This window comes from Edaphobacter acidisoli (assembly GCF_014642855.1).
Taxonomy (GTDB): domain Bacteria; phylum Acidobacteriota; class Terriglobia; order Terriglobales; family Acidobacteriaceae; genus Edaphobacter; species Edaphobacter acidisoli.
Genome location: NZ_BMJB01000001.1, coordinates 2,715,970 through 2,742,021 on the forward strand (window position 1 = coordinate 2,715,970; position 26,052 = coordinate 2,742,021).

A 26,052-nucleotide genomic window follows, 5' to 3' on the forward strand; every position below is an offset into this window, starting at 1 on the left:
AGGTATTCACCGGATTTGCATTGGCACACATGGCTCTATTTAGATGTTACTCCTATCGAGGAGGGTTCTGCGCGCATCTTTACCGGAGAGGAACGGATGGCACTGTTCGCAGATTTGGCGAAGCTGGCGGATGAGTTGGCTCACGAGCCGAGCCGACTGAAGAAGCGCGCGGCCATCGCAGAAGCCATTGCCGCCGTGCATATAGCCGCGCCCGAAAGCGAAGATGCTGGCCTGTTCGCGCTCTACCTGGCAGGAATGCCGTTTGCCGAAGCCGACCCACGCAAGCTAAACGCAGGCGGATCGTTGCTCTCGAAAGCGCTGTTGGCTGTCTCGGGCGCATCGCAAGCCGAGTTGTCGCGAGAGTACAAACGGCACGGCGATCTCGGAGCCGCTGGGTTCGATCTATTGTCTACGCGAGCCACAGAGCGAACCCGTCCACCGACCCTCCAAAATATAGCCGAAGCCTTTACAGCCATGGCAGCAGCACGAACCACAGCAGCACGCGCGAGTCTGGTTGAAGGCCTGTTGCAACGCGCCTCCCCGCTCGAAGCAAAGTACCTGCTGAAGCTGATGGTGGGCGACATGCGCATTGGCGTGAAGCAAAGCCTCATCGAAGAAGCAATCGCCGCTGCCGCGCAAGTTGCCGTCGCCGCCGTCAGAAACGCCGTGATGCTCGAAGCCGACCTGAGCGCAGCAACAGAGCGAGCGTTCGCAGGCACGCTCGCCGAAGCACGGATGCGCCTCTTCCATCCACTCGGCTTCATGCTTGCCTCGCCGGTGGATTCGCCGGAAGAAGCAGTAGAGCGCTTCGCGGCGAAGCCGCACGAGGGCGACGAGCCAGAGCACGTCGCAGCATTTCTCGAAGACAAGTACGACGGCATGAGAGCGCAGATACACTGTAGCGACGCCAGCCAGCCCGGGCGCGTCGCCATCTACTCGCGCAACCGCGAAGATGTGACCGAGAGCTTTCCCGAATTGCAGGAAGCCTTCTCGCGCGTAAGCGAACATGCGGGCGCGCTGATCTTCGACGGCGAAATCCTCGGCTGGGACTTCGACACAGCGCGCGCCCTGCCGTTTGCTGTGCTGGCAACGCGGCTCAGACGCAAGCGCGTCTCGAATGAGCTGCGCGCACAGGTCCCCGTCGTCTTCATGGCCTTCGATCTGATGTTTGCCGAGAGCGCATTGCTACTGGAGCGCCCACTCAAGGAACGTCGCAACCGTCTTGAATCAGTAGTCGAGAAGCTGACCGGGCATGCAACCGCGTCCATCATCGTGGACGAACGCGCCCGCAATGCTCAGGCCGTGCTCTTCGCCGGAGAAGAAAGCGCCGCACTCTCGCGCCTGCTCCTCGCACCCTCACGGCTCGTCCAAAGCGCAGACGAAATCGAGCGCGCCTACACCGATGCGCGCGCACGCGCCAACGAAGGCGTCATGCTGAAAGCAGCCGACTCCATCTATCAGCCCGGGCGCCGCGGACTGGCCTGGCTGAAGCTGAAGCGCGAACTGGCAACGTTAGATGTAGTCGTCACAGGAGCAGAGTTCGGTCACGGCAAGCGCGCAGGTATCCTCAGCGACTACACCTTCGCCGTGCGCGCCGCCAACGGCGAGCTGCTGAACGTCGGCAAAGCCTACTCTGGCCTGACTGATGCCGAGATAGCCGAGATGAGCGCATGGATGATGGCCCATACGCTCGTGGACGAAGGATTCTTCCGCACCGTCGAACCGCTCCGCATCCTCGAAGTCGCCTTCAACAACATCATGCGCAGCGACCGACACGCCAGCGGCTTCGCCCTGCGCTTCCCGCGCATCCTGCGCATCCGGGACGACAAGCCAGTCAGCGAAATCGACACAGTCGAGCGCGTCGAAGAGATCTATCAATCGCAGGTAGACAAGCCAGTCGAGTAATCCTCCCTAATTAACACATCCATGCAGAACCTCGGCAGCATTTAGTGGCATCCTAAGGGCATGAACTACAGACAGCTTGGCAGGTCAGGTTTGAAGGTGCCGGAGCTTTGCTTCGGCTGCGGAACATTCGGCGGACATAACGACGAGTTCTTCAAAGCGTGGGGCGCGTCAGACGTGGCCGAGGCGAAGCGCATCGTCGATATCTGCATGGACGCTGGTATCAATTTCTTCGACACAGCAGACATCTACTCAAACGGCAGCAGTGAAACCGTGCTGGGCAAGGCCATCGTGCACCTCAACCGTGAAGACCTGCTGATCTCCACCAAAGCGACCTTCCGCTTCGGCAAGGGCGCGAACGACGTCGGCTCTTCGCGCTACCACCTCATTCAATCCGCCGAACGCAGCCTGAAGCGCCTCGGCACCGACTATATCGACGTCTACCACCTGCACGCATTCGACGCGACCACGCCGGTCGAAGAGACGCTGCGCGCGCTCGACGACCTCATCACCGCGGGCAAGCTGCGCTACATTGCCTGCTCCAACTTCTCCGGCTGGCACCTGATGAAGTCGCTCAGCGTGAGCGAACGGTACGGCTGGTCGCGCTACGTCGGCCATCAGGTCTACTACTCGCTCGTCGGTCGCGACTACGAATGGGAGTTGATGCCGCTTGCGCTCGATCAGGGTGTCGGCGCGCTCGTCTGGTCTCCGCTCGGCTGGGGACGCCTCACCGGAAAGATCCGCCGCGGCCAGCCGCTCCCCAAAGACAGCCGCCTGCAATCGAAGCTCGCCGCAGACTCGGGGCCCCAGCCCGACCAGGAATATCTCTATAAGGTTGTCGATGCGCTCGACGAAGTCGCCAACGAGACCGGCAAGACCGTCCCGCAGATCGCGCTGAACTGGGTGCTCAGTCGGCCATCCATCTCAACCGTCATCATCGGCGCGCGCAACGAGGAGCAGTTGCGGCAGAACATCGGCTCGACAGGCTGGAAGCTCACCGCAGCGCAGATCGCCAAACTCGACGCCGCCAGCGAGCTGCCGCGCGCCTATCCCTACTGGCACCAGTTGCAATTCGAAGAGCGCAACCCGAAGCCTGTGTAGAGTAAGCCGCCGCCGGTCAGGAGTCGCGGCGACGCATTCATGAAAACGATTGCACCACATCGAAACAAAACGGTAGAATTGGCAACGGTTTGAGGTTTGCCATCGCTGCCGGCCTCGCGCCCATTCTTTTGTGACGGTGAGGGACTCGTGCGCTCCAGACTGCTTGTTCTGCTATTGGCCTGTTTTGTGATCTGTGGAAGCGGCTTTGCTCAACCCTCTGCGAAGCACAGCTTCGGCGTGGAAGGCAACCACTTCGTTCTGGACGGCAAGCCGTTCCAGGTCATCTCCGGCGAGATGCACTACCAGCGCATCCCACGCGAGTACTGGCGCGCGCGCCTCGAAATGGCCAAAGCCATGGGCCTGAACACCATCACCACCTACGTCTTCTGGAACAAACACGAGCCCGAGCCAGGCGTCTTCGACTTCACCGGCAACAACGACGTGGCCGAGTTCATCCGCGAGGCGCAGCAGGAGGGCCTCTACGTCATCCTGCGCCCCGGCCCCTACGACTGCGCCGAGTGGGAGTGGGGCGGCTTCCCCGCGTGGCTGCTGAAGGACCAGCGGCAAGGCCTCGCCGTCCGCACCACAGACCCGAAGTTTATGGTTCCCGCAACCGCGTGGATCAAGCGCCTCGGCCAGGAAGTTGCCCCGCTCCAGATCGGCAACGGCGGCCCCATCATCCTCACGCAGGTTGAGAACGAGTACGGCTCCTACGGCAGCGACCATGTCTACATGGAGCAGGTCCACAAAGCTCTCGTCGATGCCGGATTCACCGAGTCGCAGCTCTACACCGCCGACGGTCCCGAAGAAGTTCCAGCAGGCTCGCTCGCCGAGCTTCCCGTCGGCATCAACTTTGGCGCCGACCGCGAAGGCGACGCCGAGAAGAACTTTGCCGTGCTCGAAAAGTTCCGCCCCACAGGTCCACGCTTCAATAGCGAGTACTGGGACGGATGGTTCGATCACTGGGGTGGCCACCACGCACACACAAGCACCGCCATCCAGGCCTCGAACCTGAAGTGGATGCTCGACAAAGGCTACTCGGTCAGCCTCTATATGTTCCACGGTGGCACCAGCTTCGGCTTCATGAACGGCGCGAACAGCGATGGCAAAGGCAGCTACGAGCCGGACGTGACCAGCTACGACTACGATTCGCCGCTCGACGAAAGCGGCCGCACCACGCCGAAGTACTACGCCTTCCGCAAAGTAATTGCCGAGGCGACAGGCATCACACCACCGCCAGTGCCAGAGGTTGCGCCAGCAATCACCGTGCCTGCGGTGCAGATGACCGAAGCAGCATCGCTGTGGGATAACCTTCCGCAGCCCGTTCACTCAAAACAGATCCTGAGCATGGAAGACGTCGGCCAGTCCTACGGTTACATCCTCTATCGCAGAAAAATTAAGCACAGCGGCGTGCTCGTGCTCGACCAACTGCATAGCTACGCGCAGATCTACCTGAACGGCAAGCTGGTCGGCGCGCTCGATCGGCGTCTGAAGCAAAACCAGATCACGCTGCCCGCAGACAAGCACCACCAGCGGCTCGACATCCTCGTCGAAAACACAGCCCGCGTAAACTTCGCTCATGCTATGCCCGGCGAGCGCGCCGGCATCACCAACCATGTAACGCTCGACGGTAAGACGCTCACCGGATGGGACATCTACTCGCTGCCCATGAACGACCTCAACACGCTCAAGTTCTCTGACAAGCCATGCTCAGGCGCATGCTTCTATCGCGCCAGCTTCAACCTCGACGCAACCGCAGACACCTTCCTCGACACCAGCCAGTTCACCAAAGGCGCCCTCTGGCTGAACGGACACGCGCTCGGCCGCATCTGGAACATCGGGCCACAGCGCGCACTCTACACTCCGGGACCATGGCTCGTGAAGGGCGCAAACCAGATCACGGTGTTTGATCTCCAGGGCGAGCCGGGCCGCTCCGTCAGCGGACTCGACAAACCAGCCTTGAGCTGGGCCGGAGCGGTTGCTCAATAACAAGGGCTGTCTGCGACAAGGGTGAGAAAAATCTCCACCTAAAGTTGGTTGTGCGGAACGGGCTGTGTCTGCGACGCTAGCCCAGTTCCGTACCATTTTGGAGACCACACCCCTTGGCCAGACGAATCGCTCTGTTGCTCTGTGTCCTTCTATCCGCATCCGTGCTCCGCGCACAGGACAACTTCTTCGAGAAGTGGGAAGCCCGCACCTCCGCCACGCAGGCCAAACAGCCCGCCTGGTCGCCTCCGCTCATCACCATCTTCAACGGGCTCATTCAGGTAGCGCGCACCGACTTCACCCGCCAGATCACTCCCACACGCACGACGACCTGGAACTACGGGACCAGCAAAGGCGTTAACCTCATCCCGTGGGCCAACACCGAGATTGACATCAACCTGCCGCCTTTCCTGACGCACAGCGCGCCCACCACCATCGACGGCGCCGGAGACATGTCCTTCGCCGTGAAGTATCGCATCGCTACCGGCAACGCCGAGCACGGCAACTACGCCATCAGCATGTGCCTGCCTATCAGCATCCCCACCGGCAGCTACAAGAATGGCAGCACCAATGCCAGCCTTTCGCCGACCTTCGAGACCGGCAAAGGATTCGGCCGCTTCAACCTCCAGAACACGATCGGCGCAACCCTGCCGACAGGCAACACGGTAAAACTGGGACGGCCCATCGTCTGGAACACCTCCGCGCAGTACCACCTCGGCCGCTACTTCTGGCCAGCCATGGAATCAAACGCAACCTTCTTTCACGGCGGCCCAAACGATGGCAAAAGCCAGGAGTTCCTGATGCCGGAGCTGCTGCTGGGGAAGATCCCAGTCCGCAGAGAGCAGCACACCCGCATGGGTCTCAGCATCGGCGCAGGCGAGCAGATTGCCACCAGCAAATTCCACACCTACAACCACGCCCTCATCTTCACGAGCCGCTTTCTCTTCTAGGCGGCTCGCGCAGAAGACCCCTCGCTGTCCTAAGCCGCGCCGCCTTCCAGATTCTTCTTCACCGCGGCGCAGCCGGCATCAATCAGCGGGGTAATCCTATCCGCGGCCTGCTCCGGCAGCACATCGCTCGTCCAGACGAAGCGACACCGCGCGTCTCCTTCAGCAACGATCTGCATCGTAGCGCTGTGATGCACAAATGCCTCGTTCAGCGCGGAATACACAACCCTGCGGCGCTCATGGTCGACCGTGATGACGCGCTCCTTCGCCACAAATCCATTGGCAAACTCCACCGTGCGCACCCCCTCAGCCAGACTGCAAGACACCAGCACGCCGGCAAACAGCCGGTCAGCGCGACCCATATCCTGCAACGCCGCCCACGCACGGCTGGCTGGAACATCGACCACAATCTCCCGATAAACAGAAGCCATACGAACACTCCTCCACTCAGCGATGAAATTTCAAAATAGAAATGACGCTGAATTGGATTGCAGTGAATTGAGAGGGATTCAATTAAGATGCGGCGGCGCTAAGCCACGCCTTCATCTGCTCATGGCCGACAACTCCCGCCTGCTGCATCACAACCTTGCCGCCAGAGAAGACAACAAAGTTAGGAATCCCGCGCACGTTATACCGCGCCGACAGCTCCGGGTACTGCTCGGTATCCACCTTCATGACAATGGCCCGTCCTGCCATCTCCGCGGCCGTACGCGCGACTTCAGGAGCAGCCATGTGACACGGACCGCACCAGTCGGCCCAGAAATCCACCAGCACCGGAACGCGCGCGCCCTGAACAATCTCGTCAAAGAGCGCCGTATCCACCTGCAGCGGCTCGTTCACGGGAGGCAGCGCCGCCTTGCACGCTCCACAGCGGCCAGTGTCCGCCAGATGCGAAGCGCCAACGCGGTTCTTCCTCTGACAATTTGTGCATGTACGCAGAACTGGCATACCGGCTGCTCCTCCCAGCTTGGTACCAGCCTACAACCTGAGAGCCTATTGAATCTCGCCGTATACGCGAACGATAAAGGCGTGGTCCTCCAGCGTGTAATGCCGCTCCACATAGAAGTCCGGCTTCTGTCTGTGCACGGTGTACCGCGTCCCGGTCACAATCGTAGGCACCGAAAGAAGACAGTCGGCGTTCAGTGGAGGCATCTTCGATTTCCACGCGCCGGCAAGCATGTTGCTAATTTCGCCCAGGCCATCGAGCACAGCGTCGTCAATCGTGTGGACCTCCGTCCCGATCATCCGGGAGGTCATCTGCATCGCGGTCCCCGCCTTTGCCTGTATGGTGCACGCTCCACTGAGAGCGCCAGCCAGACCGATCACAGCGGTCAGCGTCTCGCACTCCGGCTCAATATTCACTTTGCCGTTGACGTGCGTCACAGCGGCCCCAAGCATCAATCCGAAGACTTCTTCAACAGCCTGGTCCAGATAAGCCACATCCGCCACCATTGCGGACACGCTCTGCACCCCTTCGATCACCTGCGCCATAGGTCATCTCTTTCGTCCAACCGTATTTACCTTACGCGCAGAAGCACGTGTGCCACCGCGCTATAGGCTCTATCGGCAGGGGTTGCGCAAGCGTGAGAGCATCTTTACTGAGAAAGAAACCGTTAGAAGGTCGAGCAGCCCACGGGTTCGATCCATCAATGCCCAAGCTCATACGGCGAATAGGTCATCGTCCCGTTCGACTTCTCATACCAGAGGAACAGCTCCTTCGGGCTATGGTTCACCTTGACCGCAATAATCACGCCCGAGCCGGTGCGCTTCGAAATATCCACCTTATGCGAGGTAATCGGCCCCCAGTCGCTGGCCGTCGTCCAGTCCTCCGTAAAGCGCTGGATGGTGTAGTCGTACTTCTGCGGATGCTGCTGCCAGTCAGGATCGTTCATCCACATGCCATAGGCCTTGTTGTAATCCTTAGACTGAAGCGCATCGAGGAAGACATTGATGTGGTGCTCAACCGGCAACAACGAGAAGAACCAGCCGTGGCCCATAATGTAGCCGCCGACACCAATCACAGCCGCCAATACGATGATCACTCCGCTGCCGATCAGCAGGTTCGTCTTGCGCGCCTCGCTGCGGCTGTTAAACTCCGGTGCATTCAGCAGCGTCATCGATTCACTCTCCCTCGTATCCCGAGCATCCGTCTCTTGCAGACACTCACAGGCATTTCAATCGCTTCCCATTAATTAGACACCGCCGAGGCAGAAACAGAAGCCGCCTCATTCCAGCCAGCGACGCATCGCCCGCAGGTGATGCTGCATATGCGCAACATAATCCTCAATCAGAAAGCCCAGTGTGATGGTCGCGCCCGCAACCCGAGCCGTGTTCGCCAGACTCTTCTTACTAACATGCGCGATGACCCACTCGACATGCTCGTTCAGCGCAAACCACAACCCCAGCACCTCTGGCCAGCCACGCTCGGCGTAGTGCTGCAATCGCACCCACTCCTCCTGACGATAGCCCGCCAAATCCTCGTCAGCAGCAATCTCCATCCGCACGATACGCGCCAGATTATTCACCGCAGAATCGGTGAGGTGTCCAATCACCTGCTTCGCCGACCACTTCCCCTCGGCCTCGGGCACGCTGGCCTGTTGCTCCGATATCGTCGCAAGCCACGGCATCGCATCGCGCAGCACCGCTCCCAGACGCTCTGCCAACTCCGCCGGATCGAGCAGCGCTACATCCGTTCCTGTCGTGTAGGTCACTCCCATCCGAACGCTCCCCGATACAACTCAAACTCGTTCCCTGACGGTTGCAAGTATACCGAGACCACATCAAACCGCACCGGGATACCGTCGCGTAGTTCTCGCGGAAACCTGCGCAGATAAGCCCGCGCCATCCTGCGCACCACTCTGCGCTTGTCGTCATCCACGGCGGCTTCCGCCGGATCGACCACATCGCGCACCGTGCGGGTCTTCACTTCGACAAAGCAGAGCCAGTCTCCATCCCAGCCGATCAGGTCCACGTCACCCGGAAGCTTCGGCGTGCGCCAGCGCCGGGCCACGATGGTATACCCCTGCCTGCGCAGATGAAACAGCGCCTCCCGCTCGCCTGCCGCACCTGCCGCCAGATGCGCGGCAGTCTGGCGTCGTCCGCGTCCCAACCCATCCAGCCTGCGCAAAATCGATGCCTCTAAATCGACCCGGATATCTACCCCGACCATGTGCTCCAGCTTATCCTTTGTCCCGCTGTATGTCCGGCAGGAAGTTCAGTTCTGCGGAAATCACGACACCAACTCAATAAATTCGCGGGCGCGAACAACCCCATTGATTCCGTCCCCGAACCCTGCCATACTTAATCGTGCCCACCACGCACAAATTCCAAAAACTTAGCACGAGGTCGCGGACATGTCTGCAAAGTACATCTTTGTAACGGGTGGAGTTGTGTCCAGTCTGGGCAAGGGCCTTGCCGCAGCCTCCATCGGCTGCCTGCTGGAGGCCCGCGGCATCAAGGTCAACCTCATGAAGTTTGACCCCTACCTCAACGTCGACCCCGGCACCATGTCGCCCTTCCAACACGGCGAAGTCTTCGTCACCGACGACGGCGCCGAGACCGACCTCGACCTCGGCCACTACGAGCGCTTCACCCACGCCCGCCTCACCCGCGACAACAACCTCACCACCGGCCGCATCTACGAGCAGATCATCACCAAAGAGCGCCGCGGCGACTACCTCGGCAAGACCGTGCAGGTCATCCCGCACGTCACCAACGAGATCAAGGCCGCCATGCGCAAGGTCGCCGCCGACTGCGAAGTCGCCATCATCGAGATCGGCGGCACCGTAGGCGACATCGAATCGCTCCCCTTCCTCGAAGCCATCCGCCAGATGCGCCAGGACCTCGGCCGCGACAACACCTGCTTCGTTCACGTCACGCTCATCCCGTGGATCGCCGCCGCGCAGGAGCTGAAGACCAAGCCAACACAGCACTCCGTCAAGGAGATGCTCTCTATCGGGATCCAGCCCGACATCCTGCTCTGCCGCTCCGACCGCGCCGTCCCGCGCGAGATGCGCCAGAAGATCGCCCTCTTCTGCAACGTCGAAGAGCCCGCAGTCATCGCCGCCCGCGACGTCGCCAGCATCTACGAGGTCCCGACGGCCTTCGCCGCCGAGGGCGTCGATACGCTCGCGCTCAAATATCTCCGCATGGAAGCGAAGGCCCCAGACCTCTCCAAGTGGAAGGACATTGTTCATCGCGCCTACCATCCGCAGGACGAGGTCTCCATCGCCATCGTCGGCAAGTACGTCGAGTACGAAGACAGTTACAAATCACTCAAAGAGGCGCTGGTCCACGGCGCGCTCGCGCACAACCTCAAACTCCGCGTGACCTGGCTCGAAGCCGAGGGCCTCGAAACCGAAGACTGTGCCCGCCAGCTCGAAGGCTTCGACGGCATCCTCGTTCCCGGCGGCTTCGGCAAGCGCGGCATCGAGGGCATGTTGAACGCCATCCGCTACGCGCGAGAGTCCGGCACACCATACTTCGGCATCTGCCTGGGTATGCAGACGGCCTGCATCGAGTACGCCCGCAACGTCTGCGGCCTCAAAGACGCAAACTCAGGCGAGTTCGACCCCGCCACACCTTACCGCATCATCTACAAGCTACGCGAGCTGACCGGCGTCGAAGAGATGGGCGGCACCATGCGCCTCGGCGCGTGGGACTGCGTGCTCGAGCCTGACTCCATCGCCGCGCACGCCTACGGCACCACGCAGATCTCCGAGCGCCATCGCCACCGCTACGAGTTCAACCGCGAGTACGAAGCCGTGCTCACCGGCGCGGGCCTCCGCATCACCGGCACCACACCCGACGCCACCTACGTCGAGATCGTCGAGATCCCGGGCCATCCGTTCTTCCTCGGCTGCCAGTTCCACCCTGAGTTCAAATCGAAGCCGCTCGAGCCGCACCCGATCTTTCGCGAGTTCGTCGCAGCCAGCTACCAGAACCGGCTCGCGCAGCTTCATCAGGGCTCTGCCACAGCCGGCCGCACCGCGTAGCCGCTTCATTCACCGCTCGATCGCTTCTCCGCCGTGCAGGCGCACTTGGCAAACGATGCCCCATCCGTGTGCGCAAGCGCGCAGACATACTCCGGCCACAACGGCTTAATCAGGCCGGAGGTATCGCCTGCATAGAAGTATTGAATAAAGGCTTTGCTCTCCGGCGACTTCGCCTCCGGATCGGCAGCGAACTCTTTCACCAGGTGCGCCACCTGCGCCGGAGCAAACGCGCTCTCGTGGTACGCCGAAGAGTAGGTGTACTCCTTCGACCACGTGGCCCGAACGCCTGAAGTATTCGAGGCTGCAAACACCGAGTAATCCTTCAGCTCCGCCGATGCCGGACTCACACGCGCAACAACAAACGCCGGATTGTTGCCGTGCACAGGGGTAATCGAAGGTACCATCTTGATCGCAACCATCTGCTTCGGCGCATCTTCAGGCGCAAGCAGCCGCAGCTCATCCATATGCGTATGCGCAAAGACGCCAAGCCGCACCACATCGGCATTCTCTTCCAGCACACCGGCAAGCTTCTCTGACGTAAGAAACATCTGCGGCGACGCACCGTTGCAAACCTTCCGCAGGTGCAGCGCGGCCGAGTGAATATCCACGCCAGGAGGAATATGTCCCATCACCCAGACGCGCTGGCCCCGCGCCCGCGCATCCGCAAGCTGCTTCCCGAGCCACGCAAGCTGCGCCTCACCCGCCGCAGGATCAGCCTTACCCTCGCACGTCGCATAGTTGCGCGACATAAAAAGATCGTTCAACACAATCAGCCGCGTCCGCCGCATCGGCGCGGCCATCGTCACGCTGTAGTAGCCGCCTTCGGCAAAGTCAGCAAGAGCGCGCTGTTTCTCCGCCGACGCAGGCAAACCACGCAACACGCTCTGGGCCGTCGCCCGCAGAAAGCTGCTTTCCGTATCCATCCTGTAGTCGGCGCAGCCCGAGTCGTTATTGCCGAGCGCCGCATAGACCGGCACTCCCGGCAACGCACGCCGCAGCCCCGTCAACACATAGTCAATCGTCTTCTCGACGAAGGCCGCATACTCATCCGGCGTTCCGTCCGGCACGGTCGCGTGAAACCTGCAAGGAAACTGGTGCGCGATCAGATCGCCGCTCACCGTCACAAACCGCGCGTTCGCGCCCTGCGCCCGCATCGCCCGCAGGCTCGATTGAAAGAGCAGGTTGGACGTGTCCGCACCTTTAGCGCTGCACGTCTTCTGCAAAGCCGCATAAGCCTCCGCGCGCCCAGGCGAATCCGGACCGTTCAAAATCCTGCCCCACTCGTTCGCAGGAGCAGCAACCAACTGCTTCGCCTTCGCCGGATCGTAGAACGGGTCCAGGTGAATATCGCTGACCATCAGCGCAGGCACCGTCTCCGCGCGCGCGCGGTCCTGTGCCACTGCATAATGCGTTACTGCAAATGCGAAGAGAAACAGCACGCAGCAAGCGTGCCCCGTCAGGCGCATGAAACCAGTCATCCGCTCATTGTCGCGTATCCGCGCGCATGTGTGAATCAAAAGAAAATCAATTCACCATCACATCGAAGACGCCCGTCTCCACCGTGCCGCCATGCTTCATCTGCACAAAGACGCGATAGCGTCCCGGCGTAGGAAAGCCATAAGGAAACTCAACCACGTTCGACATCGGCGTAGCATTCATCGGCATATCCATCGCCATGCCCGGCATGTCGCCGGACATACCCGTATTCGTCGAACCGCCCGTGCTCGCATCCGCCAGCATCACGGCAGCCATCGCAGCCGAGCCCTCCGGATGCGTATGCGCAAACACCGTCCCATCGGTCTTCACAAACGCCGCATGGCCCGCCATCCCCAGATACGGCTGCATGTCCGCAGCAGGCTTGCCGTCAGGCCCCATCAGGCGAAAGCGAAAGGCATAGCCCGTCGTCGCGTGAATCACCGCAGGCTTGTCCCACACCATCACATAGCCATCAGGCAGCGTGTACGACGCGCCCAGCATTCCGCTGCTCACAGGCGCAGGCCTTCCCGCAGCATCTTCCGGCCCAAGCGCCCCGCCCTGCGTTCCCGCAGGCACATCCAGCGTGGCCGTAAGCGTCTCCGGAAAGCCATTCGCATGAACCACGTCTGCATATAGGTGATACTCACCCGGAGGCATCGCCGGCAGCGCATCCTCAAACAGCCCTTTTCCCGTAAGCGCCGGATGCAGATGAAACGCCACATCCATCTCCGGCCAGCGAATCGCATAGAGGTGCATCAGGTGGCCATGATCGGGCAGGAAGTCGTTGTTGCTGCGCCCACGCGACTCACGCCACACCTCCTTCACCTTCGGCTTGAACGCCGTAATCTGCAACTGAAGCTGATTGCCCGTCAGCACCGGCGTCATCACCAGCGGGTGATAGATATCGCGCGAGTAGCTCGCCGCCTCAACATTCCACCACTTCGCCCCACCCCATACCGCAAACGCCATCACCACCAGCGCAGCGACCATCGCAAAGCCCGCACGCAATCTCCTGTCAGCCGAAGGCCCCGCGCCCGGCTCCAGCCGGGCATCCCGCACCGCGGCCCCAACAATCCCCACCATACCGAACACCAGCAGCAATCCAAGCAGCCCCAACACCATCCCTAGCCCGCGCTTCATCTTCAGCGTCTGAAGCGCGATCGCAGGCACGGGCACGGCAGCGACCTGCTCACCCTCCGCACCCGCTATCCGAAACCGCACCTCCCACGACCCCGAAGCCATCATCCAAAGGTTGCCGGTGAAGAAGGCGCGATCATCCGCCGAGCGCTTCATCGTATCCGGCGTCGGCGGATGCTTCGCTGCCTCGCCCGTCATCGGCATCGGCGTAATCTCAATCGAGTCCACCGCCGCGCCGCTCGACCGCACCTCAATCGCCGCCACACCAGGAATCACCGTCGGCGGCCGAATCGTCACAAACAGCTTGTACGGCCCCGCGTCCACCTGCTCAAAGACATCCTTGCTGCCCACATGCGCCCACGCGCGCGGAGCCGCCAGCAGCATGGCAACCGCAACAACCAAACTCAACCCAGCATGAAATCCAGCACGCCTCACCGCTGCACGCTCCTCATCCACCGGCCAAATCGCAACCCAACCCACGTGCCAATCGAGCCGTAGAGCATCGCGCGCAGCAGCCCCATCGCCAGCTCCCGCCCATACGTCGGCTCAAAGAACACGCGCAGCCGGTCAATCCCATTCGGCCGCGAGTTGTAGTCGAAGTAGATCGTCCCGAAGAAGCGATTCTCCGAAGCCTTCGACAGCAGAAACGAAGCGAACGGCCACTCCACCACCACCAGCACAGCCGTAAACACCACGCCCGAGACCACCGCGATCATCCACGGCTTCCACTCCCGCGTCCTCTGCCACAAAAGATCCAGCGCCAGCGCAGGCACAATCATCAGAATCGGAAACTTCGCCGGCACCAAATGCGTGACCGGAAAATAAACCGGCCCCAGCTTCGGGTGCGCAGGAAACAGCGGCAGAATCAAAATCTCGCCCATCACAAACAGCATGTACACCGCAGCCGCCGCGGTCGCCGCCCACCTGTAGCGCGACGCCTCCGACAGCACCGCCAGCACAATCGGCACCGCGATCGCCATCGCGATATACGCAATGACGGTATGGAGCTTCACGTCCCACGTGTACTCCATCAGGAAGAACATCTGCCCGCCGACCATCAGCCCGCCGAGATAAAGAAACAGCCGCCGCAGCGAGCGGAAGCTCTCATCGCCCTCCGCCGTACCCTCCGCCACCGCGCGATTCATCCCGGCAAGAATCAGGAACAGAATCCCCACTGCCACCGCGCGAATGCCCAGAATCAGCAGCGTATGCGGCGGGCTCACAATCTTCACATCCAGCCCATAGGCCGCGTGCCACCAGTTATCGAACGGCGCCGACGTCAGCATCGCAACGCCGCCCCACGCCGCAATAAACGCGCCCAGCGGCGCACGCAGCCCAAACACATTCACCGACGCCGCACGCATCTTCTCCGAAGAGCCAAACGTCGTCGCAAAGATAAGGTATCCGCAGATGACCGCCGCAATCACGCCGCAGGCATAGATCGCCATGTGCGCCGGAGTCCAGAAGGTATCGCGTCCAATCGAGCGGTGCCACGACACGTCCCACGCCCCGCCAATCGACGACGACGTCACCGCCACCACGCCCCACCACACATACCAGGGAACGCCGGCCCGCGTTCCAGCCCTGTCCACCACCTCGGTCGCTGCACGCCCCTCGGGCAAAGCTGAACTCGCCATATCTCCTCACACACCAGCTATGCTATACCGCCCAAAAGCCCTGTTCCGCGTCAAACAAAGGGCATTCTCATTTCGGAACCGGCGCTCTGTCATCCGGTCTCGAATCAGCGCATTCCGCGCCTCGCCGTGGCATCATCATCAGGACGGCAAACACGGCAGAAACCAGGCAGGGAACCAGCCGAGATCAGGCTAGGATCACGCAGAGATTCAACAGGGACCAACAGGGACGATGACCATTCAATACCGCTCCGGCCGACACAGCTCAGGCTCCGTCTTAGGATTTCTCTTGGCGCTCATTCTCGGCGCATTCACGATGGCGGTCTTCCTGCGCCACGCCAGCACCGGCTTCTCCGCGCGCATCGCCAACGCCATCGCCTCGCGGCCAGTCGCGTTCAATATGTCCGTGCCCGTGGTCGTCAACAAAATCCAGCGCCTCAACCGCCTCGAAACTGTCGTCTACTCCATCGACACCGTCGTCGAAGGCTCCAGGCCCTCAACCGTGCTCCCCGACCTGCTCGCCGGTGACCGCATCCTCCTTGTCGTGCACGGCCAGTCCATCGCAGGCATCGATCTCTCAAAACTCAAACCCGAAGACGTCCGCATCACGGCGAACAACGGCATCCGCGCCATCCGCGTCGCTCTCCCCGCATCGGAGATCTTCGTCACCAGCATCGACAACCAGCACACGCGCGTCTACGCCCGCTCAACCGGCCTCTTAGTCGCAGCCGACCAGAACCTCGAATCCGAAACCCGCGCCCGCGCGCAACAGCAGCTCCAACAATCCGCGCTCTCCGACGGCATCCTCGACGCCGCCCGCAAGAACGCCCGCGCCACCATCACCACACTGCTCTACGGCCTCGGCTTCCAGCAAGTCGAAGTCGATTAGCTCTACACAGCTGCTTCCCTTCAAGAAGCCATCGTGAGTTATTGGCATTGCTGGAGCCGCTAGGCTTCCAACTTCTCCAGCATCTCGCGCACAGTCATTCTCAACACCGGATGCCGCATCTCAGCCGCAATCTCCGCCAGCGGCCGCAGCACAAACTCGCGCTCGTGCATTGCAGGATGCGGCAGCGTCAGCTCATCCGTCCGCATCACCACATCTCCATACAGCAGCAGATCGAGATCGATCACACGCGGCCCCTTCGGCACAGCGCTTGTTCTGTCGCGTCCCATCGCATGCTCCACGCGGAGCAGCTCACGCATCAACGCTTCCGGCGCAAGCTCCGTAGCCAGCAACAGCGCGCCATTCAAAAACCGCGGCTGCTCCCGATACCCCACCGGCTCCGTATCGTAGAAAGACGAGACCGCTCGCACCTCACCCAAAGCCCCCACGCGCCGCACCGCTTCACGCAGATTCACCTCGCGCCCACCCAGCGCAGAATCCAGATTTGATCCAAGAGCAATCGCCGCCAGCGTCACATCCACCCCAAAGATACCTTCAATTCTGCTCAAAGCAGCGATACGTCATCTCGACCGAAGCAGCGCGGCCTCATCGCGCTGCGCAGTGGAGAGACCCCTGTATTTCGTCCTTGCTCCCAAGTGTCTACGCTTCATCCGGTGCGAGTAAAGCGTTTAGACAGCCACCGGCTCAGGCTCGGCCACATAGTCGTACCCATGCGCCAGCTCCCACGCCGAGCGATCGCGCATCAACCGCTGCACCAGCGCCGTATGCATCGCATGGCCCGCACGCTCGGCAACCACGCGTCCCAGAATCCTCCGCCCCGCCAGCGCCAGGTCGCCGATCAGGTCCAGCACCTTGTGCCGCACAAACTCATCCGCAAACCGCAGCGGCCCATTCTCCACGCCTTTGCGCGAAAGAATAATCGCGCAATCGTCCGACACCCCGCGAATCAGCCCCATGTTCCTGAGCATCGGCTCATCTTCCTTGAAGCCAAACGTCCTGGCCGGAGCAATCCACTTCACATAGTCCCCCGTCGCCAGGTCGCCCGAAAAAGTCTCGCTTCCAATCGGCTCCGGAAAATCGATCGCATACTCAATCCCATACCCATCGCCCGGATACACCCCGATGAACTTCGACCCCTCGCGCACCTCGACCTCTCTCAGGATCTTCAGGTACTCGCGCTTGCGCCGCTGCTGCTTCAGCCCCACCGACTCAAACGCCCGCACATAAGGCAGCGCGCTCCCGTCCAGAATCGGCACCTCCAGATTGTCGATCTCGACAATCACGTTATCGACGCCATAGCCAATCAGCGCCGACAGCAGATGTTCCGTCGTCGAGATCAGCACACTCTGGCGCATCAGACTCGTCGCATAGCTCACCTTGGCGACATTGCGCCCGTTGGCAGGTATCTCGAAGTTGTCCAGATCGGTCCGCCGGAAGACAATCCCTGAACCCGCAGGCGCAGGAACCAGCCGCATCGAGACAGGAGCGCCGCTATGCAGGCCCACACCCGCAAACTCAATCTCCGACCGAATCGTCCGCTCTAAATGAGCTTCCTGTCCCACAAACTCCCGCTCCGTACAGCAAACCCCTTAAGGTTACTGTCCGTTCATAAAATGTCGATGTGGCAAATATGCCACACTTCGACGATGGACTGACCACTTTTCTCCACTGCAACTCTATGCATAACCTGTTTCTCTGCTATAACATGCAAAGGTGAATCCGCAGGCCATCCTCGGAGCCGTCGAAGCCCAGCGTACCTGGATGCGCACTACTCTGCGCGCGCTGGTCGAGCAGGAATCACCAAGCGAAGATCGGCAATCAGTTAACGCTGCCGTAACACTGGTCGAAGACGTCGCCCGCCCACTCGGCTTCAAGGCCAGGCGCCATCAGCACAAAGCCTTCGGCGATGTGCTGGAGCTGAACCTCACACCCCAATCCCGCCAAAAGCCCATCCTGCTCCTCGGCCACCTCGACACAGTCTGGCCACTCGGCACGCTCAAAACGATGCCCTGGCGCGAAGCGAACGGCCGTTACTGGGGCCCGGGCGTGCTCGACATGAAGGCCGGCGTCACCATGGCGCTCGCCGCCATCACCGCCCTCAAAAAGCTGAAGCAGGAACGCAACGTCACGCTGCTCCTGAACAGCGACGAAGAGATCGGCAGCACATTCTCGCGTCTCATCACCGAACGCCTCGCAAAAAAATCCGCCGCCGTCTTCGTGCTCGAACCCGCGCAGGGCCTCGCCTACAAGACAGCGCGCAAAGGTGTCGGCTTTTACAACGTCGAGGTCACAGGCGTCGCATCCCACTCCGGCGTCGACTTCGAGCGCGGCCACTCCGCCATCCTCGAACTCTCCAAGCAGATTCAAACCATCTCAAACTTCACCGACCTCAAGCGCAACCTCACCGTCAACTGCGGCGTCATCGCCGGAGGCACCCGCTCAAACGTCGTCGCAGCCAGGGCCTGCACCGAAGTCGATGTCCGCATCGCGCGCGCCGACGACGCAGCCCACATCGAGCGCCTCTTCCGCAAGCTCAAGCCCTCCGACCCGCACTGCAAGCTCACCATCACCGGCGGCATCAATCGCCCGCCGATGGAACGCAAACCCGGCACCGTCGCACTCTTCAAACAAGCGCGCAAACTAGCCGCCGAACTCGGCTTCCATCTCGACGAAGCCGCCACCGGCGGCGGCTCCGACGGCAACTTCACCGCCGCCCTCGGCATCCCCACACTCGACGGCATGGGAGCCGTAGGCGAAGGCGCACACGCCACCCACGAAAGCATCCTCATCGAACACCTCGTCCCACGCACAGCCCTGCTCGCCGCCATGATCGCCACCATCGATTAGCAGTGCCACCCTTTTGCATTCCCATTCCGCACCCTGAGCTTGTCGAAGGGGGAGGAATCTGCTGGTGTCGTTGTCGTTGCTGTCGTCGTTGCCGTTACCGTTGCTGTTGCTTTTCCTAATCCCTGCTCCCTAACCCAGCCCGCGCTTCCGCCAGCAGCGCAACAGTCCTGGCAACCGGCAACCCCACCACATTGAAGTAGCAACCCTCAATCCGCGGAATCCACCGCGCCGCGCCGCCCTGAATCGCATACGCTCCGGCCTTGTCCAACGGCTCGCCACCCGCGACATACGCCGCAATCTCCGCATCCGTCACCACGTTGAACGTCACATGCGTGACTTCAACCGCGCGCGCCACACCCTTGCGCGTCACGGCAGCAAGCCCGGTCAACACTACATGCGTGCGCCCACTCAGCATCGCCAGCATCCGCCTGGCATCGGCGGCATTCGCAGGCTTGCCCAGAATCGTCCCATCGCACACAACCGAGGTATCTGCCCCCAGCACCATCAGCGGATCATCTTCCGCGTCAGCGTCCTTGCGCAGCGCCCACACGGCATGGGCCTTCTCTTCCGCCAGCCGCTGCACGTAGACCGCGGCGCTCTCATGCGGCAGCAGCTCTTCATTCAAATTGGCGGCCTCGACACTGAACGGAACACCCACCAACTCCATCAGTTCGCGCCGCCGGGGCGAGGCAGAGGCAAGAATTAACATGAAGTCGAGACTACGGCACACACACCGTTCCCGCAAAACTTAGTGAAGAGCCCAATCATGCCAGACAGCGTAGCGCCAACCCACTGCGCTTGATGCAACATCTTCCAGACGCACAAATTGAAATAGAAAAGAATTGTCATCCTTCTTGAAATAGAAAGTAGCTGTCATCCTTCCGCGCAAGCGGGAGGACCTGCTTTTTTCGCTTTTGCATTTGTTCGAACGTGGATTACAGCTCCGCCACCAGCCGCCCCACACCACTTTCAACGCCGTTCTCCACGCCGTTCAGATACTGCTCAATCCCGCTCCCCATCCGCAGGCTCGAGCGTTTCTTCGAGTCCGGAGTCAGCGACAACGTGTGCTCGCGCTTGTCCCTGAGCACCACAATCGACACCGGCTTTCCTCGATTCTCCCGAATCGTCTTCGACCAGTCGGTTCCGCTCGCCACCGGTACCTGGTTCACCCGCACGACCACGTCCCCGGCCTTCATCCCCGCCTGGTCGGCCGGGCTGTCCGCGTCGACGCTGCGTACCAGTAAACCTGCGCCCTGCGCGCCGAAGTACTCTGCCAGTTGCGGCCCCATCACCTCAAGCTTCGCGCCCGTAAACGACGAGCTCAAAATCATCGTCATGCCGAGAAAGTCCCTGTGTCCTTTCGGTCCATCAGGGGCGGGCACGCTGGCTGCGCTCGCCGCGTCAGACCGAAGGAACCCGCTGGCCAGTGCAGTATCCGGAGCAGGCACACGATAACGCTGCTGCCACGCCTCGCGCTCAACCTCCTCGCGGTTAGCCATCTGCACCGAGATCGTCTGCTGCTGCCCATTCCTGTTGATGACGAAGCTGACCATGCGCCCCGCAGGAATCTCACGCAGCATCTTCCGCAACTGCGCCTGCGTATCGATCATCTGGCCATTCATTTCGACGACCACATCATGCAGTTGTATCCCAGCCTTACTGGCCGGGCCATCGTGGTCCACGTCAATAATCTCCGCGCCACGCGCCTCTTTCAGCTTCAGCGGCTTCACCTGGTCATCGGTCACATCGCGAACATCGATGCCCAGATACCCCGGCGTCACCTTGCTCGACGAGCTCCCATGCCCGCTGCCCACACCCGCCGCGGCGAACACGCACGCAGGCAGGCACACCACCGCCGCGATGGCCAATACACCGAGCGCCAGATGGTGTTTCCTGCTCATCTCTCTCGCAATCTCCCAGCTAAATCCTACTGAAGGTCGCCCGTATCTTCGAGCGCGTTGTACGACGCCGTGCGGATATACGGATTCTCGTCCGTCGTCGAAACTGTCCTGAGCACCTGGCGCACGGTCGAGTCAGCCTTCACCGGCCCCAGTGTCTCAATCGCCGCCTCGCGCACCTGAGCGCTCGGATCGCGCGACAGCGCCTCAGCAATCGCGTCCCTCACGCGCAGGTCCTGCGCCACATAAGGCTGCAATCCCTCCAGCGCCTTCAGCCGCACGCCCGGGTCCTGGTCATACAGCATCGAGACCAGCAGCGCATTGCGAATCCCGTTCGTGTCCGTGCCGCCCTTGCAGTTATGCCCGGCCTTGCACTCGCCCGCCAGCAGCGCCACCGAGTCCACGCGGACCCCATCCGTCGCCGCCGACCGCGTCCCCTTCAACAGCAACTCACGAATGTCCGGGCTATCCAGCGAGCCTTCCACCGTCTCCGGCACAACCTTGTTGTAGCTCACCTGCACCAGCTCAGAGTTCGGCGTCTGCGTAATCCCGGTAATGTTAGCAATCACAGCATCCGTCGGATGGCTGATCGTCATCGTGGGCCTGGCCTTCGGCGCATGCGCCACCTGGTATCTATAGGTAAAATTACCCGTCAGAAAACCCACGCCCAGCAACAGCGTAGCCAGCGCAGGCGCGCTGCGCACGTGGCCTACCCACACAAAAAAATTCGTCGCGATTCGGGAAAACATGCCGCGCGGCGGAATCGTATCGAGAGTCTCATCGAGTCTCACACGCGCCTGCGCCAGCAGATTGGGAGAGGGTTCCACCATGGGCAGGAGCGCGAACTGCTGCTCCATTGCCTGCAAGGCGTCCCACTCGCGGCGGCAAGCTTCGCAGCCTATCAGGTGCTGCTCCAGGCCTACCGCATACTCATCCGGCAATTCGCCGTAGTGCATCAGGACCAGATTCTCTTGCGCCTTGTCACACTTCATCGTCCTAACCTCAACCAGCCTCAAAACTTGTCCCACTGCCTTCGCCGGAGTCTTGCGCTCCGTTTCCTTGCTCATTCCTAGCCCTGCTGTCCCGCTGCTTTACGTATGCAACTCTGCAAGGCTCGCCCGCAGCTTGCGCGTGGCGCGGAACAACGTGTTCTTTGCCGTCTCTTCCGTCGTGCTTAACATCTCACCGATCGTCCGCAGCTTCAGCCCCTGGTAGTGCTTCAGCTCAAATACGGTCCGCTCGCGTGGCGTCAACTTGTTCAGAGCGGCGCCAATCTGCTCGCTCATCAACTTTCTGTCCAGCTCCCGGCCCGGGTTCGCCATCGCGCGCTCGTCGGAGATATTGGCCATCAGGTCCATCTCCTCGCCGCTCGAATCCAACACCGTCGCCGGATCTTCGCGGCGGCTCTTCCGCCTCCGCAACTGGTCCAGACAAAGGTTCGTCACAATCCGATAGAGCCACGTATAAAACGAGCACTCAAACCGGAAGTTGCCCAGGTGGCGATACGCCTTGATAAACGCCTCCTGGTGAACATCCTGCGCATCCTGCTCGTTGCCGAGCATATGCAGCGCCAGCCGCAGCACCGACTGGTCATACCGTCTCACCAGCGCATCGAACGCGGCGCGCTCGCCCTTCTGGGCCGCGCGTATCAACTCGTCGTCTTCGGTGCGTTGCTGGGCGCGCGCATCCAACTGCGCCTGCGTGAGCCTTCCGTTCCTTGTTCGGGACTGGGTAGCCGCCTTTGCCATCGCTGGCACTGATTCTACCCCTGTCCGGTTCAATAGTCCCATCGCAAACGGGCCAGGCCTTGCCCCGCGTGCACCAGTAGGGAGCGGCGGCCGCAGCTCCCCGTTCAGGTCCATCCCAACAGCATCCACGTTCATACTCTGACTCCGGAGGTCAGCAAAACTTCTTGCACTTGAATAGACCCCTGCAGTGGAAAAAGGTAAGCGTGAAATTCCGGTAAACTCGTGCCAATGCCGCCTTATCCCTCATCTCCGTGTCTGTTTTCCGCCGAATCTTCCACCAAAGTTGCACCCGACGCCCAGCCTCAAAACAACTCTGCCGGCAACCCTGCCCACAACCCGGTCTGGATCAGCGCCCACTGCGATGGCGGCGCCCGCGGCAACCCCGGCCCCGCCGGCTTCGGCGCGCTCATTCAGGACGCCAACGGCGCCACCCTCGCCGAGCTATCAGAGTTCCTCGGCATCCGCACCAACAACTACGCCGAGTACTCCGGCCTGCTCGCCTGCCTCCAGTACGCGCTCGACCACAACCACCCCCGCCTCCGCGTCGTCTCCGACTCCGAGCTGATGGTCAAGCAGATTCAGGGCAAGTACAAAGTCAACTCACCCGACCTCAAACCCCTCTGGCAGGAGGCCCGCAACCGCATCGCCCGTCTCGAAGCCTTCGAGATCTCACACGCCCTCCGCCACAAAAACAAAGACGCCGACCGCCTCGCCAACGAAGCCATGGACCGCGGCATGAAGCGCACCTCCGCCCCACAGAAAGCCACGCCCTACCCCACCAAATCCGAGACCCCACCCAACCCTTACGCCAAACCCGCCGAATCAGGCCAGATGCTGCGCGGCTTCACCAAAAACGGCGTCATCCACATCCTCGGCGGAACCACCCTCCCCGACGGCATCTTCGTAAAAATCATCCGCGAGTAAAACCAACCACGGATTCACACGGATTTTACGGATCTTTATCTGTGCTTCGAATCCGCGTTCTTCCGTGCGAATCCGTGGCCGCGTCCATCATTACGATGGAGAAGCCAGCCGCGAGCACAGCTCCTCAACCTCACCCAGTTGCCGCAGCATCCCTTCCAGCTTCGCCGCACCAACCGTCTCTTCGAACTGCCGCTGCATCCGGTCCAGAATCCCCGCCACGCGCACCGCCCGCCTGCGCCCGGCAGGCAGCAGCACAATCTGCAACGCCCGCGCATCGTCCGCGTCAATCCTCCGCCGCACCAACCCTTTGGCCTCAAGCGAAGACACGCAATGGCTCACATTCCCGCGCGTCGTCTGAAACGTCTCCGCCAGCGCCGAAGGCTTCACACCCTTCTTCTCAAAAAACACCGCCGCCAGCACCAGCGACTCAAAAAACGTCAGCTCCTCCTCGCGCAGAACCGCATTCAGCGCAGCCTCCATCCGCCGCGCCGCACGCGACACCTGAAACACCGGACTCTGCCGCAAAAACGGCTCAATGCGCATCATTGCCCTCTGCATTCCGCATCAAACTTTAGTTGAACCATTCAACTACTTACAATAGAACAAAACTACCCCCACCCAACCTAAAATCCGCGCGATCATCTTCCTGTGACCCTCAGAATCAAAACGCTCGCAGCCCTCCCCATCGCACTCCTCTGCGCCCACGCAGTCGCGCAACAAAACCAACAGCAACCGCAGACTCCCGCCGCGCAGTCCACAGCCCAATCCATCACCGTCACCACCACAGTCGAGCCCATGCCCTTCTCCGAGAGCAACCGCTCCGTCGACATCCTCAAGCCCGCATCGCAACCCTTCCTCAGCAACAGCGTCGTCGACGTCCTCCGCACCGATCCCTCCCTCAACCTCCAGGCCCGCGCCGGCAACGGCGTCCAGGCCGACCTCTCCATCCGCGGCACCACCTTCGAGCAGTCCCTCATCCTGCTCAACGGCTTCCACATCAACGACCCCGAGACCGCGCACCTCAATCTGGACATCCCGGTCCCGCTCGACGCCGTCAGCCGCATCGACGTCCTCCACGGCTCCGGCAGCACCTTCTACGGCTCCGACGCCATTGGCGGCGCGGTCAACCTCATCACCGCACGCCCCAGCAACATCGCCATCACCGGCCGCGTCGGCGGAGGCAACTTCGGCTCCGTCGAATCGCACCTGAGCGGCAGCTACGCAACAAAGTCCTTCGCCGAGCAGCTCACCGCCAGCCGCGACACCTCCGACGGCTTCATGTTCGACCGCAACTACTCCTCGAACGCCATCGCCTCCGAAACCTGGCTCACCACCCGCCCCGGCACAACCGACATCCTCCTCGGCACCAGCGACCGTCCCTACGGCGCCAACCAGTTCTACGGCCCCTACGACTCATGGGAGCGCACCAAAGGCTGGTTCGGCGGCATCCAGCAGCAGCTTGGCCCACGCACCGCCGCAAGCTACGCATACCGCCGCCACACCGACCTCTTCGTCCTCTTCCTCGGCCAGCCGCAGATCTACGAGAACAACCACGTCACCACCGCATGGCAATCCGCCATCCGCCGCGCCGACCCCATCGGCGCCAACACCACGCTCTCCTACGGCCTCGAAGCCTCCGGAGACAGCATCCACTCCACCAACCTCGGCATCCACGCCCGCAACGCAGGCGCAGGCTACGCCAATCTCTCCCTCCGCTCCCTCGGCCGCTTCGCCCTCTCCATCGGCGGACGCGAAGAGATCATCTCCGGCGGCTACAACGTCTTCTCGCCGAACGTCGCCGCAGCATACACGCTCACCAGCACCGTGCGTCTACGCGCCAGCGCAGGCCACGGCTTCCGCATCCCCACCTTCCTCGACCTCTACTACTCCGACCCCACCACCATCGGCAACCCAAACCTCAAGCCCGAGTCCTCCTGGAGCTACGAAGCCGGAGCCGACTGGACCCCCAACAACGGCCGCCTCAAACTCTCCGCGACCGTCTTCCGCCTCCAGGAAAAAGACACCATCGACTACTCGAAGTACTCGCTCGACGCTAAATGGCAAGCCAACAACGTCCAGAACTTCAACTTCACCGGAGCCGAAGCCACCGCGCGCATCCGCCTCTCCGACAACCAGCAACTCCAGTTCGGCTACACCGCCGCCCGCGCAGGCCAGCCGCCCGCCGGACTCATCTCCCTCTACGCCTTCAACTACGCCGCCCAGTCCGCGCAAGCGCTCTGGACAGGCGAGATCCACCACCTCGTCACCATCTCAAACCAGCTCATAGTCATCCAGAAGACAACCAAAACCGCCTACCCACTCTGGAACCTCTCGCTCTCGCACAACGAAGGCCGCATCCGCCCCTACGTCCGCCTGCTCAACCTGTCGAACACCGGCTACGAAGAGATCCCCGCCGTCCCCATGCAAGGCCGCACCATCATGGCCGGAGCCGAATTCACCTGGTCACCAAAACACTAACCAAGTGCCGTGGCATCTTGATCATCTTCACTTGATAAAAACATCCTGACAGCCGTAACCTCACCAGCACAAA

At 61.4% G+C, this 26,052-nt stretch carries 25 protein-coding genes; 9 read left to right on the top strand and 16 right to left on the bottom strand.

The window, feature by feature from the left end:
• Positions 1–96 precede the first annotated feature (96 nt).
• The 4 genes from IEX36_RS10950 to IEX36_RS10965 all read left to right on the top strand — a co-directional run bounded on the left by IEX36_RS10950 (position 97) and on the right by IEX36_RS10965 (position 5,939).
• The gene (locus tag IEX36_RS10950) at positions 97–1,905 is read left to right on the top strand and encodes an ATP-dependent DNA ligase (protein WP_188759340.1); all 1,809 of its coding nucleotides are present in this window, start codon (positions 97–99) and stop codon (positions 1,903–1,905) included.
• Positions 1,906–1,965: 60 nt separating this feature from the next.
• Positions 1,966–3,003: an aldo/keto reductase gene (locus IEX36_RS10955; protein ID WP_188759341.1), complete on the top strand. Its 1,038-nt coding sequence runs from the start codon at positions 1,966–1,968 to the stop codon at positions 3,001–3,003.
• Between the two features lie 147 nt (positions 3,004–3,150).
• The gene (locus tag IEX36_RS10960; RefSeq protein ID WP_229668883.1) at positions 3,151–4,992 is read left to right on the top strand and encodes a glycoside hydrolase family 35 protein; all 1,842 of its coding nucleotides are present in this window, start codon (positions 3,151–3,153) and stop codon (positions 4,990–4,992) included.
• Positions 4,993–5,105: 113 nt separating this feature from the next.
• Positions 5,106–5,939, top strand: coding sequence for a transporter family protein (locus tag IEX36_RS10965; RefSeq protein ID WP_188759342.1), 834 nt, complete (start codon positions 5,106–5,108; stop codon positions 5,937–5,939).
• A gap of 29 nt (positions 5,940–5,968) precedes the next feature.
• Here the strand turns inward: IEX36_RS10965 and IEX36_RS10970 are convergent, their stop codons facing one another.
• From IEX36_RS10970 to IEX36_RS10995, 6 genes are all read right to left on the bottom strand, one after another.
• Positions 5,969–6,367, bottom strand: a complete 399-nt coding sequence (locus IEX36_RS10970) for an SRPBCC family protein (protein WP_188759343.1) — start codon at positions 6,365–6,367, stop codon at positions 5,969–5,971.
• A gap of 82 nt (positions 6,368–6,449) precedes the next feature.
• Complete coding sequence (locus tag IEX36_RS10975; RefSeq protein ID WP_188759344.1) at positions 6,450–6,884, bottom strand: thioredoxin family protein; 435 nt, start codon at positions 6,882–6,884, stop codon at positions 6,450–6,452.
• A gap of 45 nt (positions 6,885–6,929) precedes the next feature.
• Positions 6,930–7,427 carry a chemotaxis protein CheX gene (locus tag IEX36_RS10980; RefSeq protein WP_188759345.1) on the bottom strand — a complete coding sequence of 166 codons (498 nt, stop codon included), beginning with the start codon at positions 7,425–7,427 and terminating at the stop codon, positions 6,930–6,932.
• A gap of 155 nt (positions 7,428–7,582) precedes the next feature.
• Entirely contained in the window at positions 7,583–8,053 is a 471-nt protein-coding gene (locus IEX36_RS10985; RefSeq protein ID WP_188759346.1) for a hypothetical protein, read from the bottom strand.
• Positions 8,054–8,161: 108 nt separating this feature from the next.
• Complete coding sequence (locus IEX36_RS10990) at positions 8,162–8,653, bottom strand: DinB family protein (RefSeq protein WP_188759347.1); 492 nt, start codon at positions 8,651–8,653, stop codon at positions 8,162–8,164.
• The gene (locus IEX36_RS10995) at positions 8,644–9,105 is read right to left on the bottom strand and encodes a YraN family protein (RefSeq protein WP_188759348.1); all 462 of its coding nucleotides are present in this window, start codon (positions 9,103–9,105) and stop codon (positions 8,644–8,646) included. Before IEX36_RS10995 ends, IEX36_RS10990 begins: the two co-directional genes overlap by 10 nt.
• Before the next feature lie 184 nt (positions 9,106–9,289).
• Here IEX36_RS10995 and pyrG point away from each other — a divergent pair, with 184 nt between their 5' ends.
• Positions 9,290–10,930: a CTP synthase gene (gene pyrG / locus IEX36_RS11000; RefSeq protein WP_188759349.1), complete on the top strand. Its 1,641-nt coding sequence runs from the start codon at positions 9,290–9,292 to the stop codon at positions 10,928–10,930.
• 5 nt (positions 10,931–10,935) lie between these two features.
• On the opposite strand, the gene IEX36_RS11005 is transcribed toward pyrG, so the two are convergent.
• The 3 genes from IEX36_RS11005 to IEX36_RS11015 are packed head-to-tail and all read right to left on the bottom strand — an operon-like array spanning position 10,936 to position 15,180.
• A complete protein-coding gene (locus IEX36_RS11005; RefSeq protein WP_188759350.1) occupies positions 10,936–12,408 on the bottom strand; it encodes a metallophosphoesterase in 1,473 nt (490 codons plus the stop codon).
• 46 nt (positions 12,409–12,454) lie between these two features.
• A complete protein-coding gene (locus IEX36_RS11010) occupies positions 12,455–13,978 on the bottom strand; it encodes a DUF8832 domain-containing protein (protein ID WP_229668884.1) in 1,524 nt (507 codons plus the stop codon).
• Positions 13,975–15,180, bottom strand: coding sequence for a hypothetical protein (locus IEX36_RS11015; RefSeq protein WP_188759351.1), 1,206 nt, complete (start codon positions 15,178–15,180; stop codon positions 13,975–13,977). Before IEX36_RS11015 ends, IEX36_RS11010 begins: the two co-directional genes overlap by 4 nt.
• 286 nt (positions 15,181–15,466) lie before the next feature.
• Here IEX36_RS11015 and IEX36_RS11020 point away from each other — a divergent pair, with 286 nt between their 5' ends.
• A complete protein-coding gene (locus tag IEX36_RS11020; RefSeq protein ID WP_229668885.1) occupies positions 15,467–16,066 on the top strand; it encodes a DUF4230 domain-containing protein in 600 nt (199 codons plus the stop codon).
• Between the two features lie 59 nt (positions 16,067–16,125).
• Here IEX36_RS11020 and folK read toward each other — a convergent pair whose 3' ends face one another.
• Both folK and lpxC read right to left on the bottom strand, forming a co-directional pair.
• Complete coding sequence (gene folK, locus IEX36_RS11025) at positions 16,126–16,632, bottom strand: 2-amino-4-hydroxy-6-hydroxymethyldihydropteridine diphosphokinase (RefSeq protein ID WP_229668886.1); 507 nt, start codon at positions 16,630–16,632, stop codon at positions 16,126–16,128.
• Between the two features lie 120 nt (positions 16,633–16,752).
• Positions 16,753–17,646 carry a UDP-3-O-acyl-N-acetylglucosamine deacetylase gene (gene lpxC / locus IEX36_RS11030; protein ID WP_188759353.1) on the bottom strand — a complete coding sequence of 298 codons (894 nt, stop codon included), beginning with the start codon at positions 17,644–17,646 and terminating at the stop codon, positions 16,753–16,755.
• Between the two features lie 151 nt (positions 17,647–17,797).
• On the opposite strand from lpxC, the gene IEX36_RS11035 reads away from it, so the two are divergent.
• Positions 17,798–18,931 carry a M20 family metallopeptidase gene (locus tag IEX36_RS11035; protein ID WP_229668887.1) on the top strand — a complete coding sequence of 378 codons (1,134 nt, stop codon included), beginning with the start codon at positions 17,798–17,800 and terminating at the stop codon, positions 18,929–18,931.
• 115 nt (positions 18,932–19,046) lie between these two features.
• On the opposite strand, the gene IEX36_RS11040 is transcribed toward IEX36_RS11035, so the two are convergent.
• From IEX36_RS11040 to IEX36_RS11055, 4 genes are all read right to left on the bottom strand, one after another.
• On the bottom strand, positions 19,047–19,640 hold the full coding sequence (locus IEX36_RS11040; RefSeq protein WP_188759354.1) for a Maf family protein: 594 nt from the start codon (positions 19,638–19,640) through the stop codon (positions 19,047–19,049).
• A gap of 226 nt (positions 19,641–19,866) precedes the next feature.
• Positions 19,867–20,832, bottom strand: coding sequence for a S1C family serine protease (locus IEX36_RS11045; protein WP_188759355.1), 966 nt, complete (start codon positions 20,830–20,832; stop codon positions 19,867–19,869).
• Between the two features lie 26 nt (positions 20,833–20,858).
• Positions 20,859–21,896, bottom strand: a complete 1,038-nt coding sequence (locus IEX36_RS11050) for a HEAT repeat domain-containing protein (protein ID WP_229668888.1) — start codon at positions 21,894–21,896, stop codon at positions 20,859–20,861.
• 24 nt (positions 21,897–21,920) lie between these two features.
• Entirely contained in the window at positions 21,921–22,577 is a 657-nt protein-coding gene (locus IEX36_RS11055; RefSeq protein WP_308422297.1) for an RNA polymerase sigma factor, read from the bottom strand.
• Between the two features lie 228 nt (positions 22,578–22,805).
• Between IEX36_RS11055 and IEX36_RS11060 the strand changes: the two genes are divergently transcribed.
• The gene (locus IEX36_RS11060; protein WP_188759356.1) at positions 22,806–23,501 is read left to right on the top strand and encodes a ribonuclease HI family protein; all 696 of its coding nucleotides are present in this window, start codon (positions 22,806–22,808) and stop codon (positions 23,499–23,501) included.
• Between the two features lie 90 nt (positions 23,502–23,591).
• Here IEX36_RS11060 and IEX36_RS11065 read toward each other — a convergent pair whose 3' ends face one another.
• Positions 23,592–24,047, bottom strand: a complete 456-nt coding sequence (locus IEX36_RS11065; RefSeq protein WP_229668889.1) for a MarR family winged helix-turn-helix transcriptional regulator — start codon at positions 24,045–24,047, stop codon at positions 23,592–23,594.
• A gap of 102 nt (positions 24,048–24,149) precedes the next feature.
• On the opposite strand from IEX36_RS11065, the gene IEX36_RS11070 reads away from it, so the two are divergent.
• Positions 24,150–25,979 (top strand): TonB-dependent receptor plug domain-containing protein, encoded by a 1,830-nt coding sequence (locus IEX36_RS11070; RefSeq protein WP_229668890.1) that lies wholly within the window; start codon positions 24,150–24,152, stop codon positions 25,977–25,979.
• The last annotated feature ends 73 nt before the right edge of the window (positions 25,980–26,052 follow it).

What these genes read in the sequence shown, in the direction of transcription:
- IEX36_RS10950 (WP_188759340.1), top strand. Translation starts at nt 97, where the DNA reads ATGGCACTGTTCGCAGATTTGGCGAAGCTGGCGGATGAGTTGGCTCAC.
- IEX36_RS10955 (WP_188759341.1), top strand. Translation starts at nt 1,966, where the DNA reads ATGAACTACAGACAGCTTGGCAGGTCAGGTTTGAAGGTGCCGGAGCTT.
- IEX36_RS10970 (WP_188759343.1), bottom strand. Translation starts at nt 6,367, where the DNA reads ATGGCTTCTGTTTATCGGGAGATTGTGGTCGATGTTCCAGCCAGCCGT.
- IEX36_RS10975 (WP_188759344.1), bottom strand. Translation starts at nt 6,884, where the DNA reads ATGCCAGTTCTGCGTACATGCACAAATTGTCAGAGGAAGAACCGCGTT.
- IEX36_RS10980 (WP_188759345.1), bottom strand. Translation starts at nt 7,427, where the DNA reads ATGGCGCAGGTGATCGAAGGGGTGCAGAGCGTGTCCGCAATGGTGGCG.
- IEX36_RS10985 (WP_188759346.1), bottom strand. Translation starts at nt 8,053, where the DNA reads ATGACGCTGCTGAATGCACCGGAGTTTAACAGCCGCAGCGAGGCGCGC.
- IEX36_RS10990 (WP_188759347.1), bottom strand. Translation starts at nt 8,653, where the DNA reads ATGGGAGTGACCTACACGACAGGAACGGATGTAGCGCTGCTCGATCCG.
- IEX36_RS10995 (WP_188759348.1), bottom strand. Translation starts at nt 9,105, where the DNA reads ATGGTCGGGGTAGATATCCGGGTCGATTTAGAGGCATCGATTTTGCGC.
- pyrG (WP_188759349.1), top strand. Translation starts at nt 9,290, where the DNA reads ATGTCTGCAAAGTACATCTTTGTAACGGGTGGAGTTGTGTCCAGTCTG.
- IEX36_RS11005 (WP_188759350.1), bottom strand. Translation starts at nt 12,408, where the DNA reads ATGACTGGTTTCATGCGCCTGACGGGGCACGCTTGCTGCGTGCTGTTT.
- IEX36_RS11015 (WP_188759351.1), bottom strand. Translation starts at nt 15,180, where the DNA reads ATGGCGAGTTCAGCTTTGCCCGAGGGGCGTGCAGCGACCGAGGTGGTG.
- IEX36_RS11040 (WP_188759354.1), bottom strand. Translation starts at nt 19,640, where the DNA reads ATGTTAATTCTTGCCTCTGCCTCGCCCCGGCGGCGCGAACTGATGGAG.
- IEX36_RS11045 (WP_188759355.1), bottom strand. Translation starts at nt 20,832, where the DNA reads ATGAGCAGGAAACACCATCTGGCGCTCGGTGTATTGGCCATCGCGGCG.
- IEX36_RS11050 (WP_229668888.1), bottom strand. Translation starts at nt 21,896, where the DNA reads ATGAGCAAGGAAACGGAGCGCAAGACTCCGGCGAAGGCAGTGGGACAA.
- IEX36_RS11055 (WP_308422297.1), bottom strand. Translation starts at nt 22,577, where the DNA reads ATGGCAAAGGCGGCTACCCAGTCCCGAACAAGGAACGGAAGGCTCACG.
- IEX36_RS11060 (WP_188759356.1), top strand. Translation starts at nt 22,806, where the DNA reads ATGCCGCCTTATCCCTCATCTCCGTGTCTGTTTTCCGCCGAATCTTCC.
- IEX36_RS11065 (WP_229668889.1), bottom strand. Translation starts at nt 24,047, where the DNA reads ATGATGCGCATTGAGCCGTTTTTGCGGCAGAGTCCGGTGTTTCAGGTG.